Raw genomic sequence first — 16,694 nt, 5'->3', positions numbered from 1 at the left:
ACAATCTATTTGAATGTCGCAAGACTGTGACCCGTCATTTCAGCCGGCTGCGGCAACGCCATCAAGGCAAGGATGGTCGGCGCAAGGTCGCTCAATGCACCATTTTCTAACGAAAGCGTGTGTTTTTTAGGACCATCATAAATCAATGCTACCGGGAAATTCGTATGTGCCGTATGCGGCTGGCCAGAAGTTGGGTCGCGCATCATTTCAACATTCCCATGGTCAGCGGTGATCAGCGTCTCACCGCCTACTTCGGACATGGCACCCAATACTCTTTTTAAACAAGCATCAACGGTTTCAACCGCCTGTACAGCGGCATCAAACACGCCGGTATGACCGACCATGTCACCATTTGGGTAGTTACAAACAATCAGGTCATATTTACCACTTTTTATAGCGTCCACCAGCTTATCGGTCAACTCCGGAGCACTCATTTCAGGCTGAAGATCATAGGTCGCCACCTGAGGGGAAGATACCAGAATACGCTCTTCTCCGGCATACACCGCTTCCTGACCACCGTTAAAAAAGAAGGTCACATGAGCATATTTTTCTGTTTCGGAAATACGTAACTGAGTTTTACCTTGTGCCGAAATATACTCGCCCAGGTCATTCACAATCACCGCAGGCTCATAAGCACAAGAAGCAGGAATATTAGCGGCATACTCCGTCATCATCACAAAATCAACCAATGCAGGCCGGACACCACGAGCAAAGCCTGTAAAGCTATCGCCCTCTACAAATGCACGGGTTATCTCACGCGACCGATCGGGGCGAAAGTTAGCGCAGATCAGCGCATCGCCATCAGCAACAACACCCACCGCGCGGCCATCTTTCTGCAGCACGGTGGCTTTGACAAATTCATCGTTCTCATCACGCTGATACGCAGCAGTTAATGCAGAAACTGCAGAGTCAGCAACATACGCAGACGCCCCTGTTGTCATAGCATCATAGGCCTGCTGCACCCGATCCCAACGATTATCCCGGTCCATCGCATAGTAGCGCCCCACAACCGTAGCGACTCCGCCTTTACCTAATTCGGCAAACAATGCGTCGGCTTTTTCAAGTGAAGCCTGCGCAGAACGCGGTGGGGTATCCCGTCCATCGAGAATGGCATGCAGATAGACTTTCTGAGCACCACGCGTCACGGCCATTCTGATTAATGCGAACATATGTTCTTCGTGACTATGAACTCCGCCCGGCGATAATAAGCCCATCACGTGCACCGCTTTATTCTGCGCAATCGCTTTATCCATAGCAGCGGTGAGGACGCTGTTTTCAAAAAAATCGCCATCGGCAATCGCTTTGGAAATACGCGTAAAGTTCTGATACACCGTTCGTCCTGCTCCGATATTCATATGCCCCACTTCTGAGTTACCCATCTGGCCATCGGGCAAACCCACGGCTAAACCTGAGGTCGCAATCCGCGAGTTGGGATTATTAGCCAGCAACGCATCCCATGTAGGTGTATTCGCCACTTCAATGGCAGAAGAGGCTGTTGACTCAACACCAAAACCGTCGAGGATAATCAGTGCTTTAGGGATACGCTTATTATTCATATGAATTCAGGCCAATTTTATCTAAAGAAGGTCACATATTTTACTTCGATTCATCGCAATTGGCTAACAACGCCTTGCTATTCATAATCCCCTCTTATATGAGACGCTCTGGCATTGTATAATCGTTCGCTCAAAATGAGGTGCCGGTTTCGCGGCGTTATGACGGTTTAGGAAACATAATGGAACAATTGATCGAATTTGCCACTAACAACTTTATGCTGATAGCGGCCTGGCTATTAACACTTTTGATGATTATGTGGACTGAAGGCCAAAAAGCCGGCAAGTCTGTTTCGCCAGCAACGGCCACTCAGCTTATGAACAAGCAAGATGCAGTGTTGATTGATATCCGCACCAAAAAGGAGTGGGACACCGGCCACATTACCGGTTCACGACACATTCCTCTGGCCGACTTTAGTCGTCGTTTCAATGAGATTGAAAAGTTCAAAACGCGCCCTGTCATTGTGGTATGCAATCTTGGCCAAACAGCAGGCGCTGCCAGCAAACAGTTAAAAGCAGCAGGCTTTGAGAATGTTTTACGTCTACAGGGCGGTATAACAGAGTGGAAAGGCCAGAATCTTCCGATTGTTAAAAAGGCCTAAGCAATTATGATTACCGTTTATAGTTCTGATTGGTGCCCCTTTTGTACAAGAGCAAAAATGCTGTTAGATCAAAAAGACGTGACCTATCAAGAGATCAAAGTAGACAACCAACCCAGCAAGCGGGCTGAAATGACCAAGCTCAGCGGACGAACTAGTGTGCCGCAGATCTTTATCGGCAATACACATGTCGGCGGATGCGATGATCTTTACGCACTCGAAAGACAAGGACAGCTCGACACTCTTCTTTCACAACAAGATTAAGGATTCAACATGGCAGAAAATGATCAGGCTGCGCCGCAGCCAAAAGGACCACAGTTTTCAATTCAGCGCGTTTACGTTAAAGACGCTTCTCTGGAAACGCCAAACAGCCCACAAATTTTCACAAAGAAATGGCAGCCAGAGATTAATCTGGAGATGAACACACGTACAACGCCTCTTAGCCCTGAGCATTTCGAAGTGGTGTTAACATTAACTGTTACGGTTAAAAATGAAGAAGATACTGCATTTCTCGTAGAAGTTCAGCAAGGCGGAATTTTCCAGGTTGCCGGCATGAACGAACAGGAAATTGGGCATACATTGGGCGCATTCTGCCCGAACTTGCTATTCCCATATGCTCGCGAAACGATTGATACGCTGGTGACTAAAGCGAGCTTCCCGGCGCTAATGCTATCACCTGTCAACTTTGATGCACTGTACGCTCAGCAGCTTCAACAGAAAGCAGCTTCAGCAACGCCAGCAGAGCAGCACTGACATAAAGCACTGCAGACTCACTTTTCAGTGTTTGCAGTGCCTTTTATAGCGGCTGATTATTGTGGCTCAGAAAGCACAACCTGATTTCTCTCGACAGTCTTCTCCCCAACCCAGCTAACAAGATCAGTCCACATCCTGCTAATATCAATGCTCGCCGGCATAATACCCGCATGTTCTAACTCTATAGTCATCACCGGAATACGTTTAACGAACCACGCATAGTTACCCAAGGAGCCTGGATAGGTACCTAATTGACGAAGATGCAAAGGACCTAGTTTTTTAGGCGGCTGCAAATTACTACCGTCAAAATCAAGAATGCCATGCGGCGCATGTACAGAAACCACGATATCAGGACGATATTCTTCAATCAGCTGATGAATCACTCTGGATTCAGGCTCGCTCAAAGGAGCCTGCCCCGGGTAGTAACGCGAGCGCTCCCGCGCCTTCTTTTTCCAATGAACCAGGGGTTCCGGAAAATCAGGGGCAGAAATAAAATTACGGTTCAAATCTACGTTATTCTGATTTACCCGCGAAGACCGCGACTGCAATAATCCATCGGGATTTGCTAAGGGCAAGAAGTGCCAATCATACGCACCACTATGGTGTTTATTCAGCGTGCTCAACCACTTAAAGGTAACACTGACACTGGAATACTCGTCTCCATGTATGCCGCCGATAAACAGAATTTTGGGTGCATCAGCATGCGTCGCCGGAAAATGCTTTTCTAAAATAGGCAAACCACCTACGGAATAAAACCGCGGCACATCAAATGACAGCGCATTACATTCTTTCACCGACACACTGGAGAGCTTGCGGCCGATTTTAGCACACACATTTTGCGTTTCAGTCTTGTACTTTTGATCGACGCTCTGTGTCGCTGTTGAAGAATAAGCCACGACGGGCAACAACCACAATACACTTGAGAGTGTTAAAAAATGCTTCATTTGCAAGGTATCAGTTCATAGATAAAGATTAAGTGTAGCCTAACCTAATACAGTATAACCCACTACGCTAAACCACATAAAAAAACCGGCTATCAAAGCCGGCTATTTTACTTAGGCAGTTATTTAGCGACTATTCAGCGGCCACTTGTCAGCATTTTCCGAATATCCCGGTTCAAAGGCAAACGGAAGTCATGAGAAGAGAGTACCTGGCTATTCATCACACTCACCAAGCGCACATTGACATACACATAATCACCTCCGATGGCATATGTCCCTACCAATACGGCTTGGGCATCATGCTCGGCGCCCACGTTACGCAACTCACGTGACAACATGAATTCGCCAAGGCGTGGCTGCATAAAAAGACTATTTCGCAGCCGAACTTCCATTACATTATAGCCTCTGTTGACCAAATCTGAGGCAACCGTATCGCCGACCAACCGCCCAAAAGTAGAAGATTGCTGAAGATCATCAATATTCACGAAACTGGTCGCAAGAATTGTACGCTCTTTAGACATCCCTTTAACCGCAGAATTTAACAATGCCGAACTGACATCATCAATCACATCAACCAAATCTACTTTCGTATCAACGACTCGCGTTGCTTTATCTGATGCACAACCTGTCAATAATAACGTACCGAGCAGAGCAGTAACCGCGACTTTACCCCAAGATAAACATTTCATTCTCTTCTCCTTAACGATCTGTTACACGAATCGTCCGCGCTGTTGCCCGCGGTTGTTCAGGCTCTACGTAGTGATCTTTATCACCTGGATTGATGTAATAGATATTGGTTGAAGAGTGTAATAACTTACCCTGCTGCGTGACTCGAGTCGTAATCGCAATTTCATGTGTCGATTCAGAGACAACATTACCAATGAGCAAATCGCCTGCCACCGCCATAGGAATAAGTGCTAACGCAGGCTCAGTCCAACGATTATAAGGCACTGTCGCTACGGTGATACCGGCAGCCAATACAGACAAGGCTCCTTCTGGTGGGCGAATCATGCCCCGGTCTTTATGCTCAATTAAATTAACATCATAGCTAACTTCAGCAGAAGCATTAGAAGATACCATTACAGAGCCACCGCCATTGACTAACTCACTAATCAATAATTGGTGAAACGTCTGATCAAACGGAGAGTTTTTATCGCCACCATTCACATAAACAGACTGGCCTTTTAACTGGTGTAAAATACCTTTGGCTTCATAATCCGCCAATACCTGCCAATGCTGTGCAGCCTGCATTTTATGCTGCTCTGTGATTGGATATGTTTTTGCGATCGGTGCCTGCGATGTGTGTGCATAAAAACAGCCAGGCACAGTCAGTGTTATTGCGCTTAAAAGCAGCACTTTCCTTATCATTCTTAAATCCTTACATTAAAAGTCCATAATTTACGCAGTTGCTATTGCGTCTACCTTTACAGGTATATCTGCCCCTTCGAGGCTTTTCTACGGAGGATAGGTTAGTCTAGTTTACTTAGTAGCGCCCAAATAATTTTGCTGCCGCCATGCTTCATAAACAACGATAGCGCAAGCATTGGAAAGATTTAGGCTTCTGCTGTCTCCCTGCATAGGTAATTTAATGCACTGCTCTGCCGGCAAACTCTCTCTGACAGCTTGCGGCAAACCGCGGGTTTCTGGCCCAAACAGCAGAACATCACCTTCTGAAAACTGCACATCACTATGCAAGCGGGTACCTTTAGTCGTCAGCGCCCACACTTTAGGAGAGCCGAGTTCATTCAAGCAGTCTTGTAAAGACTCGTGCACACGTAACGCAGAAAACTCATGATAATCAAGCCCGGCGCGACGTAGCTTGGTATCATCGAGATCGAAACCTAATGGCTTAATCAAATGCAGATAAAAACCAGTATTCGCACACAAACGGATGATGTTACCCGTATTTGGCGGTATTTCCGGTTCAAATAAAACAACATGCAGCATAGCGCTTCCCGTTAAATGACTTCAGCCACTATTATAGCCCTAGCGCACTCAAATCACTCATCTTCTGCACCATCAAAACTTAAATGCAGATCTTTGATTTTCCGCGTTAATGTATTGCGCCCCCACCCCAGCAACTCCGCCGCATCGCGGCGCCGACCTGCTGTATGCTTCAGGGCTGTTTCAATCATGATTTTTTCAAATGCCGGGACGGCAGTATCGATAATCCCCCGACGGCCAGCACTTAACTGCTGATCCGCCCAATTGCGCAGCGCATGTTCCCAATTCGAGGTTGTCACCTCGACAGCGCCCTGTTTTGCCATCAGCTCTGGCGGCATATCAGAGACCAACACTTCTCGCCCGGAGGCCATTACAGTCAACCAACGACAGGTGTTCTCTAATTGCCTTACATTGCCAGGCCAGGCCAGATCACACATAAAGGCTTCTGTTTCGGGCTTAAGTACTTTTGGTTCTACATTCAACTCTTCGGCAGAACGTAACAAAAAATGACGCGCTAAGCGCGGGATATCTTCCCGACGCTCAAACAACTGAGGAATATGAATACGAATGACATTAAGCCGGTGAAACAAATCTTCTCTGAAGCCACCTGACTTAACCAACCCCTCAAGATCCTGATGGGTCGCGGCGATAATCCGCACATCAACCTTAACGGGTATATGCCCACCTACCCGATAAAACTCCCCATCGGCTAAAACGCGTAACAAACGGGTTTGTGTCTCTGCAGGCATATCTCCGATTTCATCCAGGAACAGCGTACCGCCATCCGCCTGTTCAAACCGACCATGTCGTACTGAAGCCGCCCCTGTAAATGCTCCTTTTTCGTGGCCGAACAGCTCTGATTCAATCAAATCTTTCGGTATTGCCGCCATATTCAATGGAATAAACGAAGCAGCAGCACGTGGACTATGTTTATGCAATGCGTGCGCAACCAGCTCTTTACCCGTCCCTGATTTACCATTGATCAAGACAGTGATATTCGATTGCGATAAGCGCCCTATCGCTCTGAATACTTCTTGCATTGCCGGTGCTTCACCAATAATTTCAGCGGTATCAACAGCAATGGGTTCCGCACTACCCTGTCGCTGCTCATAGGCATGCTCAACTGCCCGGGTAACCAGAGCAACGGCATCATCGACATCAAACGGTTTAGGCAGGTATTCAAAAGCACCGCCCTGATAGGAAGCGACAGCACTATCCAAATCAGAATGCGCCGTCATGATAATAATCGGGATATCTGGATGAGTGAGATGGATACGCTCCAGCAACTGCAAACCATCAATACCCGGCATACGGATATCACTGATTACTGCATCAGGTGATGTTTTCTCCAGCTGCTTTAAAACATCATCCGCTTTTTCAAAAACCTGGGTCTCTATACCGACCTGGCTTAAGGCACGCTCAAGCACCCAACGGATAGACCGGTCATCGTCTACTATCCACACATTACCGGACATTTTCATTACTTAAACTCCAAAGGGATATTGAGAGAAAAACGTGTACACCCAGGCTCACTGTTGCATTCAATCAGCCCATGATGTTGATTAATAATAGATTGAGCGATTGATAAGCCCAAACCAGATCCGTCTGCCCGACCACTGATCATCGGATAAAAAACTGTACTTAAAATATCAGACGGTATGCCTGGCCCGTTATCGATAATATCCAGACGACACACCAAGCGGTATCGTTCGGAACCAACTGTTACCTGACGCTTAGCTCTCGTACGTAGAATGATCTTTGGGGATTGAACGTCACTCTCCTGTAACGCTTGCATCGCATTTCGGACAATATTCAATACCGCCTGAATTATCCGCTCTGAGTCACCTGTAAACTCAGGAATGCTCGGATCATAATCTTTTTTCAACTCAATCTGACCAGAACACTCTGCATTCACCAGAGCACACACCCGCTCCAAAACCCCATGGATATTGACCTGTTCTCGCTTTGGTAATTTATGCGATCCTAATAACCTATCTACCAGATTGCGTAAGCGATCAACCTCTTCAATAATGATATGCGTATATTCATGCAGCGCCTCATCGTCTAGCTCACGCTCCAGAAGCTGCGCAGCACCACGAATGCCTCCCAAAGGGTTTTTAATCTCATGCGCCATACCTCTGACAAGATTACGCGTTGCCGCGTGATGCGATAGCAACTCTTCCTCCCGCTCAATGCGCAATAAGCGGTCTCTTGCCTGAATTTCAATAAGCAACATCGGTGTATCATTTAATGGCAAAGGGTTAACACTATAATCAACCGTCAACTCATGCCCATTCATCGTGATTAACTTAGCCTCCCTTCGTGTGTAAGGATGGCCAGAAGTGATCGAGGCTTTTAATACCGCTAATTCATCAGGATCGCTGGTCAACCATTGCTCAACACCACACTGACTGAGTCTTTTCGCTGTTGCTTGAAGCAACATTTCTGCTGCTGGGTTCATATAATCAATACGCAGCTTCTCATCCAGCAGAATCACGCTAATCGATAAGTTTTCCAGAGTCTGTTTGTGTGTTTGTTTTCTGAACATCCGCGCAACCACTTAATACTTTAATAAAAGAATGCAAAATAAGCGCCAACTCATAAATGCCGGCTTTTTCCACTGATAAACGCCATCTTAAGATATTCTCCCGCTTTCTTCGCTCTAAACACTATTGATGCACCAACGGCACGCACCACTTTAGCGCACACAAACCAAACAAGTGCATCACCAAGTCGTCGAAATAAAAAGCAGACACAAAAAAGCCTCCCGAAGGAGGCTTTTCAAGCAAGTTCAATTAGCAAGAGTAGTACAGGTCATACTCCATTGGATGAGTCGTCTGGTTGACTTTATCAACTTCAGCCTGTTTCACTTCAATGTATGCATCAAGCATATCATCAGTAAATACATTACCGCGCGTCAGGAACTCACGGTCAGCATCCAGCTCGGCCAATGCTTCACCCAAAGAACCACAAACCTGTGGAATCTCTGCAGCTTCTTCCGGAGGAAGGTCATACAGATCTTTATCTGCAGCATCACCAGGATGAATTTTGTTCTGAATACCATCCAGACCAGCCATCATCAGTGCTGCAAAGCACAGGTACGGGTTAGCAATTGGATCAGGGAAACGCGTTTCAATACGACGCGCTTTAGCGCTGGTAACGTATGGAATACGAATAGAAGCAGAACGGTTACGAGCAGAGTATGCCAGCATAACAGGCGCTTCAAAATGAGGCACTAAGCGCTTGTACGAGTTCGTACCTGGGTTAGTCAACGCATTCAATGCTTTAGCGTGCTTGATGATACCACCGATGTAGAACAAAGCTGTTTCACTCATACCCGCATAAGCATCACCAGCAAAGATGTTCACACCATCTTTAGACAAGGACTGATGAACATGCATACCAGAACCGTTGTCACCAACGATTGGTTTTGGCATGAAAGTCGCTGTTTTACCGTATGCGTGAGCAACATTATGCACACAGTATTTAAGAATCTGAACTTCATCCGCTTTGTTTACCAGTGTGTTAGCACCCACACCGATTTCACACTGACCAGCCGTTGCTACTTCATGGTGATGAACTTCAACATCCAGACCCATTGCCGTCATTGCGTTACACATATTAGCGCGCAAGTCGTGCAGAGAATCGACAGGAGGTACCGGGAAGTATCCGCCTTTTACGCGTGGACGATGGCCAGAGTTGCCGCCTTCATATTTGTTATTGGTAGACCATGCAGCCTCTTCAGAAGTGATAGTGTAACCACAACCGCTCATTTCGTTATGGAAATGCACTTCATCAAATACAAAAAATTCTGGCTCAGGACCAAACATTGCAGTATCAGCAATACCGGTTGATTTCAGATATTCTTCAGCACGACGAGCAACAGAACGTGGATCGCGCTCGTAACCCTGACCCGTTACAGGCTCAACGATGTCACAACGCACAATAACGGTAGACTCTTCAGAAAACGGATCCAATACAGACGCACTATCATCTGGCTGAAGAATCATGTCAGATTCATTTATTCCTTTCCAACCTTCGATAGAAGAACCATCAAACATCTTGCCTTCTTCAAAGAAGTCATCACCCATCTGATGAACAGGGATGGTGACGTGCTGCTCTTTACCTTTTGTGTCAGTGAATCGCATATCAACCCACTTAACATCATTTTCTTCGATTAACTTCAGAGTCTTCTCTGACATTTGGCTCTCCCCACATCATAATTTGCCAGACGCGTTTACTATCCGGTCCTGAAAATATCGGCCTAAGCCGGCTTAACACTCATATAAGCAACTAGCGTGCCAGCACATAAATGCTTGATTTTAGGGCACTAGCCACTTTAACAATCGATAAAGCGCACCAATATAAAACACACATCCAGCAAGCGCACCAAAACAATGCACCAAGCTAACTGCATACCCGCTTTATACGATCACAAGTAGCATACCCCAACATAAAGCAAAGTTCTTGTAGAAAAAAGGCACATAAGAACTCTATTAATCAGGATCAACTCTCTCAAATTGAGTGTATAATGTTTGCCTAATTTTATGAAAATCTCTACAGGTACTTCCACGTGATCGAGAAGCTGAGAAATATCGCTATCATTGCCCACGTTGACCATGGCAAAACTACATTGGTCGACAAACTGCTGCTGCAATCAGGCACACTAGCCCGCCGTGATGAAAGCACAGAGCGCATTATGGACTCCAATGACCAGGAGAAAGAGCGCGGCATAACCATTCTGGCGAAAAACACAGCCATAGAGTGGAACGGCTACCATATAAACATTGTTGACACCCCGGGACACGCCGATTTTGGTGGTGAAGTTGAACGCGTACTTTCAATGGTAGACTGTGTTTGCCTACTCGTTGACGCCGTCGATGGCCCGATGCCACAAACACGTTTCGTAACGCAAAAAGCATTTAGCCAAGGCCTGCGCCCAATCGTAGTCATCAATAAAGTTGACCGCCCGGGTGCTAACCCGGATCGCGCTGTTGATCTGGTCTTTGACCTGTTTGATTCGTTAGGCGCTACTGACGAACAGCTCGACTTTCCGATTATTTTTGCTTCAGCTATCAACGGCATAGCAGGTCTGGAACATGACAATCTCGCTGAAGATATGACGCCTCTATTTGAAGCCATTGTCAAACACGTACCACCACCAGAAGTTGATTTGGACGGCGCATTCCAGATGCAAATTTCTGCTCTGGATTATAATAGCTATGTAGGTGTAATTGGCATCGGCCGCATTAAACGCGGTACCGTCAAACTAAACCAGCAAGTCAAAATCATTGGCGCTGACGGAAAAATCCGCAGCGGACGCGTTCAAAAGATCATGGGATACCTTGGGCTTGAACGTGTAGACGTAGATAAAGCCAGAGCAGGCGATATTATTTGCGTTACCGGCATAGAGGTGCTGAACATTTCAGATACCCTATGTGATCCTGAAAAGGTAGAAGCTCTGCCACCGCTGTCCGTAGATGAACCTACCGTTTCGATGACCTTCCAGGTTAACGACTCTCCATTTGCGGGTAAAGATGGCAAGTTCGTTACTAGCCGGAACATTAAAGAACGTCTGGATCGCGAACTGATTCATAACGTTGCTCTACGCGTTGCCGAAGGCGATTCACCGGAAAAATTCCGTGTATCGGGTCGAGGTGAGTTACATCTGTCCGTATTAATTGAAACCATGCGTCGCGAAGGCTTTGAACTAGGTGTATCCCGTCCGGAAGTTGTCCAAAAAGAAGTCGACGGCGTCATCCATGAGCCTTTTGAGATAGTCATGATTGACGTTGAAGAAGATCATCAGGGAAGTATTATCGAAGAAGTCGGTAAACGTGGTGGCGATATGACTAACATGGAAGTGGATGGTACAGGGCGTATTCGTCTGTCTTTCCTCATTCCATCACGCGGCCTGATTGGTTTCCGTAGCCAATTTCTGACCATGACATCCGGCACGGGTATCATGACCTCAATCTTTGATCACTACGGCCCTGTAAAAACAGGCGAGCTGGCTTCCCGTAGCAATGGTGTATTAGTCACCATGGTGACCGGTAAAGCCCTGGGTTACTCACTCTGGAACTTACAAGCACGCGGACGTCTTTGTATTGCACCAAACGTTGAAGTCTACGAAGGAATGATTCTTGGCATTCATTCACGTACAAACGACTTAGCCGTTAACCCTATCAAAGGTAAGCAGCTGACCAACGTACGTGCATCGGGTACCGATGAGAATATTCAGCTGACGCCACCTATCCGCTTCACACTTGAGCAAGCGCTGGACTTTATTGAAGATGACGAATTGGTTGAAGTAACACCTAACCATATTCGCTTACGCAAAAAATTCCTTACAGAAAATGAGCGTAAACGCCATTCTCGTAGCGGCAAATAAACCGCTTCAAATCCAAAAAGCGACTCTCATGTCGCTTTTTTTTCATCTATTTTTCACCTATTCACTGCCATTACTCGTACACCCACTTTATACTTAAATCAGACTCACCGTTTCAATAAAGGACTAACCATGCGGACGCTATATCCCGAATTATTTCCTTATAAAGAGCATCAAGTTCAGGTTGATTCAGGCCACTCTTTATACGTTGAAGAAAGCGGCAATGCGGAAGGAATTCCCGTGTTGTTTATTCACGGAGGGCCCGGTGGTGGAACAAGCGGCGCACAACGACGCTTTTTTAATCCTGAGAAATACCGGATTATTCTATTTGATCAACGCGGCTGCGGCAGGTCAACGCCACATGCCAGCCTTGAAAATAACACAACTCAGAATCTGATTGCTGATATCGAAAAAATCCGCTTACTACTGGGCGTTGACCAGTGGCTTCTATTTGGCGGCTCATGGGGCTCAACGTTAAGCCTGTTGTACGCCCAAAGCCACCCTGAACAAGTTTCAGGCATGATTTTACGCGGCATTTTTCTCTGCCGCCCACAAGATATACATTGGTTTTATCAACAAGGTGCCAGCGCGATCTTCCCTGATTACTGGCAGGATTTCACTAACCAGATCCCTGCAAAAGAACAAGACAACTTACTATCTGCTTACCACAAGCGCCTGACATCCAAGAATGAAATCGAGCGCATGTCAGCAGCCAAAGCATGGTCAGTGTGGGAAGGCCGCTGCTCAACTCTTGACCCTAATCCGAATATAGTTGAGCATTTTTCTGACCCTCATACCGCATTATCAATGGCGCGTATCGAAGCCCACTATTTTATGAATATGGCATTCATAAAGAACAACCAGATAATTGAGCAAGCGGGCAACATTGCTCATATACGTACCATTCTGGTGCATGGTCGCTATGATATGGTATGCCCTATCGAACAGGCATACGCACTCCATCAGGTACTGCCGAATGCCGAACTACATATCGTTCGGGATGCGGGCCATTCGGCTTTTGAGGCAGGAACCACTGACAACCTGATCCGTGCTACCGATGATTTTGCACGCAGCAGAGCCTGAAATCGATGAAAGGGTTAATTCAACGCGTCAGCCAAGCATCGGTTGAGATTTCAGGCAGCTGTGCAGGGCAGATAGGCCCCGGCATTCTATTGCTACTAGGTATAGAAAAAAATGATACGCCAGCGGTCGCTGATAAGCTCCTGAAAAAGATTTTAGCGTATCGGATTTTTTCTGACAGTGATGGAAAAATGAATGTAAGCCTACAGCAAACCGCAGGTGGCTTACTGGTCGTTTCTCAATTCACATTAGTCGCTGAGACTATGAAAGGTTTGCGCCCTGGTTTCTCCAACGGCGCCTCTCCAGAACAAGGCATTGCACTCTACAATTACTTCGTAGCCCAAGCCCAGAAGTTACATGCCCCTGTAGAAACAGGAGAATTTGGTGCTGATATGAAAGTACAACTTATCAACGACGGACCTGTCACCTTTATGCTGGAGGCTCACTAAGCGCTACGGGATGCACGAGCCCCTTCACGTATAATGATACGCATCAGGCAAGAACATTAACCTCTTTTAATTCCGATAAACGCTGTCGCGCCTGAGTCGATGCCGAACTCATATCGACACCACGACGAGAGGTGTAATACTCAGCATTGAACAAATCAAAATACGCATCCAGCACATCCGCACTGCTATGATCCTGTACCTCTCTGAGCATTGTCGCTGCCACTTCGGCTGTACACAGGTGATGCTCTTCCGCGGATTGACGTAATTGATAACGCGAAACGGCACCACAGCTAGGCTCGATAACCGGCAAGTGATCCAGATAACGGCTTAATCTGAACATACGCCGGGCCCCTGGCGCCAGGTACCATCCAGAATAATGAACGCAGGAGTTTTTCCACTTAACGCGGCACTTTCTACCATACGCTGCTGATAACCATCCCCTGAAGGAAAAACGATACAGGGTGCGTACCTCTGATCAGAAAGTGCACTGATAAAATCAGAATCGGGATTTGTACGTGACCATTTAAATACCCTTGATCCTTGAATTGCATCGACTATCAAGCGTCCGGTATTGGTGGGTTTATAGCATTCATCGTTATGCGTTAATAACCAGAATACCGCAGCGGCTTTGACATTAGGCTTATCAGAGCACAAACAGCTCTGTGCTGGCAAAAAACAACCCGAACATCGCTCTATTTTTGAACCTCGCGCAACAAAAGGCTTACGCGGTGCCAGAGAGTCATAAGCCATCTACTGTAATCTCGTTGGTGCCTGCTCATTAAGATCAAAAAGAGAGTTCGATACTCCCCACTTTAATTGCAAACACCCTTTATGCATCCAATGTAAAATCTGATGCATTTCCTGACGGCTCAAAACACTAAAAGCAAAGCACGCTGCATCATCAGATACAAAAAAACTAAGGCAGTATTGTTCCTTTTGAAAACTAATATCAAGACGTCTTAAAAGAAGGGCCTGAAAACCCTCATGGGTAAGACTAGCATCCTGTCTGACAAGCTGCGCCTGCTGCGCTTCATCATGTTCAAATTGAGCCATCGCACTCTGATGCTCAAAAGGTGTCCGACTGACTTTTTCTGACGTCTGCTGCAAAAGCTTAGGAGACGCATCCAGCAATCTCAAAACCAAGCGCCGCGTCAGCCAGAAATCAACTCTCTGCTGGCCATTATCTAAATTACCAATAAGCCGAATACGATCTTCAACCACATCAAAGTGAAAAGAAAGAGACGCGAGATTTATCATCAACAACCCTGAATTAAATAACGCTGAAAAATAGGTATCATAGCGATTCACCCACTGGTTGTATTCATAAAACGGGCAATAACAGCTTACCTTCAACAGTAAACCTAACCCGACTCCACCCACCACTGACGTTATGACTATGAGGGGAAATAAAGAAAGCGCCAAACTTATGCAATAAACTGATATCTATCTGATACCAGATCTCCCTATATACTGCAGAATAAAAGCCAGTATCGAGTCGACATCAGCTAACATCATTATCGGTAATTCTGTATTTAACGCGTCTGGCTCATCAGTAATAACAGCAATGATATTTGAATCCTCAGGAAACACTAAAGGTTTGCCCAATGAAGGACGGTGTAGCTCGATTTTTGGAATAGTCTCACGCTTAAAACCTTCAACCAAAACAAGATCCAAACAGGCTAAATCCAACTTCCCCACTAAATCGGCTAAAACAGGCTCCTCGGGTTCCGGTTTATCGACCATCAATGCCCAACGATTAGCCGATGCAATTAACATCTGGTTAGCACCGGCTTTGCGTAATTCATAACTGTCTTTACCGGGATGATCGATATCAAAACGATGGTGCGCATGCTTAATAACTGCCAGCCTGACACCCTCTGCACGTAAAGCCGGTATAAGTTTTTTTAGCAATGTGGTTTTACCCGTCCCGCTCCATGCAGAAAAGCCAAGGAGCTTTGGCATATCAATTAACGCATCTAAGTCATCACGGCGATTAACATTAACAAACGCATCTACACAATCAGAAAAATCGACTTCTACGCACGAGTGACGAGAAAACCAACTCTCAATCTTACGCTCCCCATTCGATAATGCCTTTTGTAAATCGTTGAGCAAGCTTCGGTGCAATAACGCCACGACTGGCTGCAATCTTTTTCCATCATGCGCGACAGCAATAGTCGCTTTGTTATCTTCTACTGCTCGAAGCAAGCGTATTACTGTGTCAACGGGCAGCCTGGGGCTATCACACGGTATAAAAGCAACCCAATCTGTATCGGAATGCGCCAACCCTGTAGCCATACCCATTAATGGCCCCAGATAACCCTCTTCCAAATCCATATACACATCGATATTAAGAGAACGATATGCCTCAAGACTTCGGTTTGCATTAATGACACAACGAGCCACTTGCGGCTGAATAATATCCAAAGCATGCTGAATGAGTGGCTTACCTTCAAATTCAATCCAGCCCTTATCAGTACCGCCCATTCGACGAGCCATACCGCCGGCTAAAATTACGCCTGTAACAGCCTCACAATGCATTCTTAAAATACTCCGTTTATGACCAAACCAGCCTCAAGTGTATCAGCTGATACACTGTTTTTATTGCAGAGTTTTTATTGCAGAACAACTCATTACTCGCGGGCATAAAAAAACCCCGATCACAGCGTGATCGGGGTTTTTTTATTAGGTGCTTGGCAATGACCTACTCTCACATGGGGAAACCCCACACTACCATCGGCGCTAAAACGTTTCACTGCTGAGTTCGGGATGGGATCAGGTGGTTCCATTTCGCTATGGTCGCCAAGCGTAAACTGTCACAACGAGGATTTGATGAAGGTTTTCTGTTGGTATCTTTTGTGTTTGTCTGTGTTAACAAGCGCTAGTAACTTTATCTTTTACGGTGATGCCTACTTCATTCAGCGTCACAACATGCTTCCCACACGCCTTTGGCGTTATATGGTCAAGCCTCACGAGCAATTAGTACT

General features: G+C 46.2%; 18 protein-coding genes and 1 rRNA gene. 6 read left to right on the top strand and 13 right to left on the bottom strand.

Going from position 1 to position 16,694, the window contains the following annotated elements; genetic code table 11:
* Positions 1-5 precede the first annotated feature (5 nt).
* Positions 6-1,556, bottom strand: coding sequence for a 2,3-bisphosphoglycerate-independent phosphoglycerate mutase (gene gpmI / locus BM099_RS19850; RefSeq protein ID WP_090730983.1), 1,551 nt, complete (start codon positions 1,554-1,556; stop codon positions 6-8).
* Positions 1,557-1,735: 179 nt separating this feature from the next.
* Between gpmI and BM099_RS19845 the strand changes: the two genes are divergently transcribed.
* From BM099_RS19845 to secB, 3 genes are read left to right on the top strand one after another with little or no spacing between them, the layout of a single operon-like run.
* Positions 1,736-2,155 carry a rhodanese-like domain-containing protein gene (locus BM099_RS19845; RefSeq protein ID WP_090730980.1) on the top strand — a complete coding sequence of 140 codons (420 nt, stop codon included), beginning with the start codon at positions 1,736-1,738 and terminating at the stop codon, positions 2,153-2,155.
* A gap of 6 nt (positions 2,156-2,161) precedes the next feature.
* Entirely contained in the window at positions 2,162-2,416 is a 255-nt protein-coding gene (gene grxC, locus BM099_RS19840) for a glutaredoxin 3 (RefSeq protein ID WP_090730979.1), read from the top strand.
* A 9-nt stretch (positions 2,417-2,425) separates the two neighbouring features.
* Positions 2,426-2,905, top strand: a complete 480-nt coding sequence (secB, locus tag BM099_RS19835; RefSeq protein ID WP_090730977.1) for a protein-export chaperone SecB — start codon at positions 2,426-2,428, stop codon at positions 2,903-2,905.
* Positions 2,906-2,961: 56 nt separating this feature from the next.
* On the opposite strand, the gene BM099_RS19830 is transcribed toward secB, so the two are convergent.
* The 7 genes from BM099_RS19830 to glnA form a co-directional block, all read right to left on the bottom strand.
* A complete protein-coding gene (locus BM099_RS19830; RefSeq protein ID WP_090730975.1) occupies positions 2,962-3,849 on the bottom strand; it encodes a DUF2817 domain-containing protein in 888 nt (295 codons plus the stop codon).
* A 134-nt stretch (positions 3,850-3,983) separates the two neighbouring features.
* Positions 3,984-4,535 carry a FlgO family outer membrane protein gene (locus tag BM099_RS19825; protein ID WP_090730972.1) on the bottom strand — a complete coding sequence of 184 codons (552 nt, stop codon included), beginning with the start codon at positions 4,533-4,535 and terminating at the stop codon, positions 3,984-3,986.
* A 10-nt stretch (positions 4,536-4,545) separates the two neighbouring features.
* Positions 4,546-5,214, bottom strand: a complete 669-nt coding sequence (locus BM099_RS19820; RefSeq protein ID WP_090730970.1) for a hypothetical protein — start codon at positions 5,212-5,214, stop codon at positions 4,546-4,548.
* 111 nt (positions 5,215-5,325) lie between these two features.
* Positions 5,326-5,793 (bottom strand): tRNA (uridine(34)/cytosine(34)/5-carboxymethylaminomethyluridine(34)-2'-O)-methyltransferase TrmL, encoded by a 468-nt coding sequence (gene trmL / locus BM099_RS19815; RefSeq protein ID WP_090730968.1) that lies wholly within the window; start codon positions 5,791-5,793, stop codon positions 5,326-5,328.
* A gap of 53 nt (positions 5,794-5,846) precedes the next feature.
* Entirely contained in the window at positions 5,847-7,271 is a 1,425-nt protein-coding gene (gene glnG, locus BM099_RS19810) for a nitrogen regulation protein NR(I) (protein WP_090730966.1), read from the bottom strand.
* Positions 7,271-8,338 carry a nitrogen regulation protein NR(II) gene (gene glnL, locus BM099_RS19805; protein WP_090730964.1) on the bottom strand — a complete coding sequence of 356 codons (1,068 nt, stop codon included), beginning with the start codon at positions 8,336-8,338 and terminating at the stop codon, positions 7,271-7,273. The genes glnG and glnL overlap by 1 nt, the downstream gene beginning before the upstream one ends.
* A 247-nt stretch (positions 8,339-8,585) precedes the next feature.
* A complete protein-coding gene (gene glnA, locus BM099_RS19800) occupies positions 8,586-9,992 on the bottom strand; it encodes a glutamate--ammonia ligase (RefSeq protein WP_090730960.1) in 1,407 nt (468 codons plus the stop codon).
* Positions 9,993-10,363: 371 nt separating this feature from the next.
* Between glnA and typA the strand changes: the two genes are divergently transcribed.
* The 3 genes from typA (at position 10,364) to dtd (ending at position 13,707) form a co-directional block, all read left to right on the top strand.
* Positions 10,364-12,181, top strand: a complete 1,818-nt coding sequence (typA, locus tag BM099_RS19795) for a translational GTPase TypA (RefSeq protein ID WP_090730958.1) — start codon at positions 10,364-10,366, stop codon at positions 12,179-12,181.
* A 129-nt stretch (positions 12,182-12,310) separates the two neighbouring features.
* Positions 12,311-13,261 carry a prolyl aminopeptidase gene (gene pip, locus BM099_RS19790; protein ID WP_090730956.1) on the top strand — a complete coding sequence of 317 codons (951 nt, stop codon included), beginning with the start codon at positions 12,311-12,313 and terminating at the stop codon, positions 13,259-13,261.
* A 5-nt stretch (positions 13,262-13,266) separates the two neighbouring features.
* Entirely contained in the window at positions 13,267-13,707 is a 441-nt protein-coding gene (gene dtd, locus BM099_RS19785; protein ID WP_090730954.1) for a D-aminoacyl-tRNA deacylase, read from the top strand.
* Positions 13,708-13,750: 43 nt separating this feature from the next.
* Here dtd and BM099_RS20870 read toward each other — a convergent pair whose 3' ends face one another.
* The 5 genes from BM099_RS20870 to rrf form a co-directional block, all read right to left on the bottom strand.
* Complete coding sequence (locus BM099_RS20870; protein WP_269750484.1) at positions 13,751-14,047, bottom strand: DTW domain-containing protein; 297 nt, start codon at positions 14,045-14,047, stop codon at positions 13,751-13,753.
* Complete coding sequence (locus BM099_RS20865; protein ID WP_269750485.1) at positions 14,035-14,457, bottom strand: DTW domain-containing protein; 423 nt, start codon at positions 14,455-14,457, stop codon at positions 14,035-14,037. The genes BM099_RS20870 and BM099_RS20865 overlap by 13 nt, the downstream gene beginning before the upstream one ends.
* Positions 14,458-14,964 (bottom strand): hypothetical protein, encoded by a 507-nt coding sequence (locus BM099_RS19775; protein WP_090731009.1) that lies wholly within the window; start codon positions 14,962-14,964, stop codon positions 14,458-14,460. It lies immediately after the preceding gene.
* A 186-nt stretch (positions 14,965-15,150) separates the two neighbouring features.
* Positions 15,151-16,248 carry a molybdenum cofactor guanylyltransferase MobA gene (gene mobA, locus BM099_RS20955; protein WP_090730952.1) on the bottom strand — a complete coding sequence of 366 codons (1,098 nt, stop codon included), beginning with the start codon at positions 16,246-16,248 and terminating at the stop codon, positions 15,151-15,153.
* A 150-nt stretch (positions 16,249-16,398) separates the two neighbouring features.
* A 5S ribosomal RNA gene (rrf, locus tag BM099_RS19765) occupies positions 16,399-16,514 on the bottom strand.
* Positions 16,515-16,694: the final 180 nt, after the last annotated feature.

The sequence above is a fragment of the Neptunomonas qingdaonensis genome (assembly GCF_900113275.1).
Lineage (GTDB): Bacteria > Pseudomonadota > Gammaproteobacteria > Pseudomonadales > Balneatricaceae > Neptunomonas > Neptunomonas qingdaonensis.
The sequence above is the reverse complement of the archived record's forward strand: the minus strand, read 5'-3'. Positions and strand labels throughout refer to the sequence as shown.

Excerpts from the sequence above, each read along its gene's own strand:
- gpmI (WP_090730983.1), bottom strand. The coding sequence starts at position 1,556 with ATGAATAATAAGCGTATCCCTAAAGCACTGATTATCCTCGACGGTTTT.
- BM099_RS19845 (WP_090730980.1), top strand. The coding sequence starts at position 1,736 with ATGGAACAATTGATCGAATTTGCCACTAACAACTTTATGCTGATAGCG.
- grxC (WP_090730979.1), top strand. The coding sequence starts at position 2,162 with ATGATTACCGTTTATAGTTCTGATTGGTGCCCCTTTTGTACAAGAGCA.
- secB (WP_090730977.1), top strand. The coding sequence starts at position 2,426 with ATGGCAGAAAATGATCAGGCTGCGCCGCAGCCAAAAGGACCACAGTTT.
- BM099_RS19830 (WP_090730975.1), bottom strand. The coding sequence starts at position 3,849 with ATGAAGCATTTTTTAACACTCTCAAGTGTATTGTGGTTGTTGCCCGTC.
- BM099_RS19825 (WP_090730972.1), bottom strand. The coding sequence starts at position 4,535 with ATGAAATGTTTATCTTGGGGTAAAGTCGCGGTTACTGCTCTGCTCGGT.
- BM099_RS19820 (WP_090730970.1), bottom strand. The coding sequence starts at position 5,214 with ATGATAAGGAAAGTGCTGCTTTTAAGCGCAATAACACTGACTGTGCCT.
- trmL (WP_090730968.1), bottom strand. The coding sequence starts at position 5,793 with ATGCTGCATGTTGTTTTATTTGAACCGGAAATACCGCCAAATACGGGT.
- glnG (WP_090730966.1), bottom strand. The coding sequence starts at position 7,271 with ATGAAAATGTCCGGTAATGTGTGGATAGTAGACGATGACCGGTCTATC.
- glnL (WP_090730964.1), bottom strand. The coding sequence starts at position 8,338 with ATGTTCAGAAAACAAACACACAAACAGACTCTGGAAAACTTATCGATT.
- glnA (WP_090730960.1), bottom strand. The coding sequence starts at position 9,992 with ATGTCAGAGAAGACTCTGAAGTTAATCGAAGAAAATGATGTTAAGTGG.
- pip (WP_090730956.1), top strand. The coding sequence starts at position 12,311 with ATGCGGACGCTATATCCCGAATTATTTCCTTATAAAGAGCATCAAGTT.
- dtd (WP_090730954.1), top strand. The coding sequence starts at position 13,267 with ATGAAAGGGTTAATTCAACGCGTCAGCCAAGCATCGGTTGAGATTTCA.
- BM099_RS20870 (WP_269750484.1), bottom strand. The coding sequence starts at position 14,047 with ATGTTCAGATTAAGCCGTTATCTGGATCACTTGCCGGTTATCGAGCCT.
- BM099_RS20865 (WP_269750485.1), bottom strand. The coding sequence starts at position 14,457 with ATGGCTTATGACTCTCTGGCACCGCGTAAGCCTTTTGTTGCGCGAGGT.
- BM099_RS19775 (WP_090731009.1), bottom strand. The coding sequence starts at position 14,964 with ATGATAAATCTCGCGTCTCTTTCTTTTCACTTTGATGTGGTTGAAGAT.
- mobA (WP_090730952.1), bottom strand. The coding sequence starts at position 16,248 with ATGCATTGTGAGGCTGTTACAGGCGTAATTTTAGCCGGCGGTATGGCT.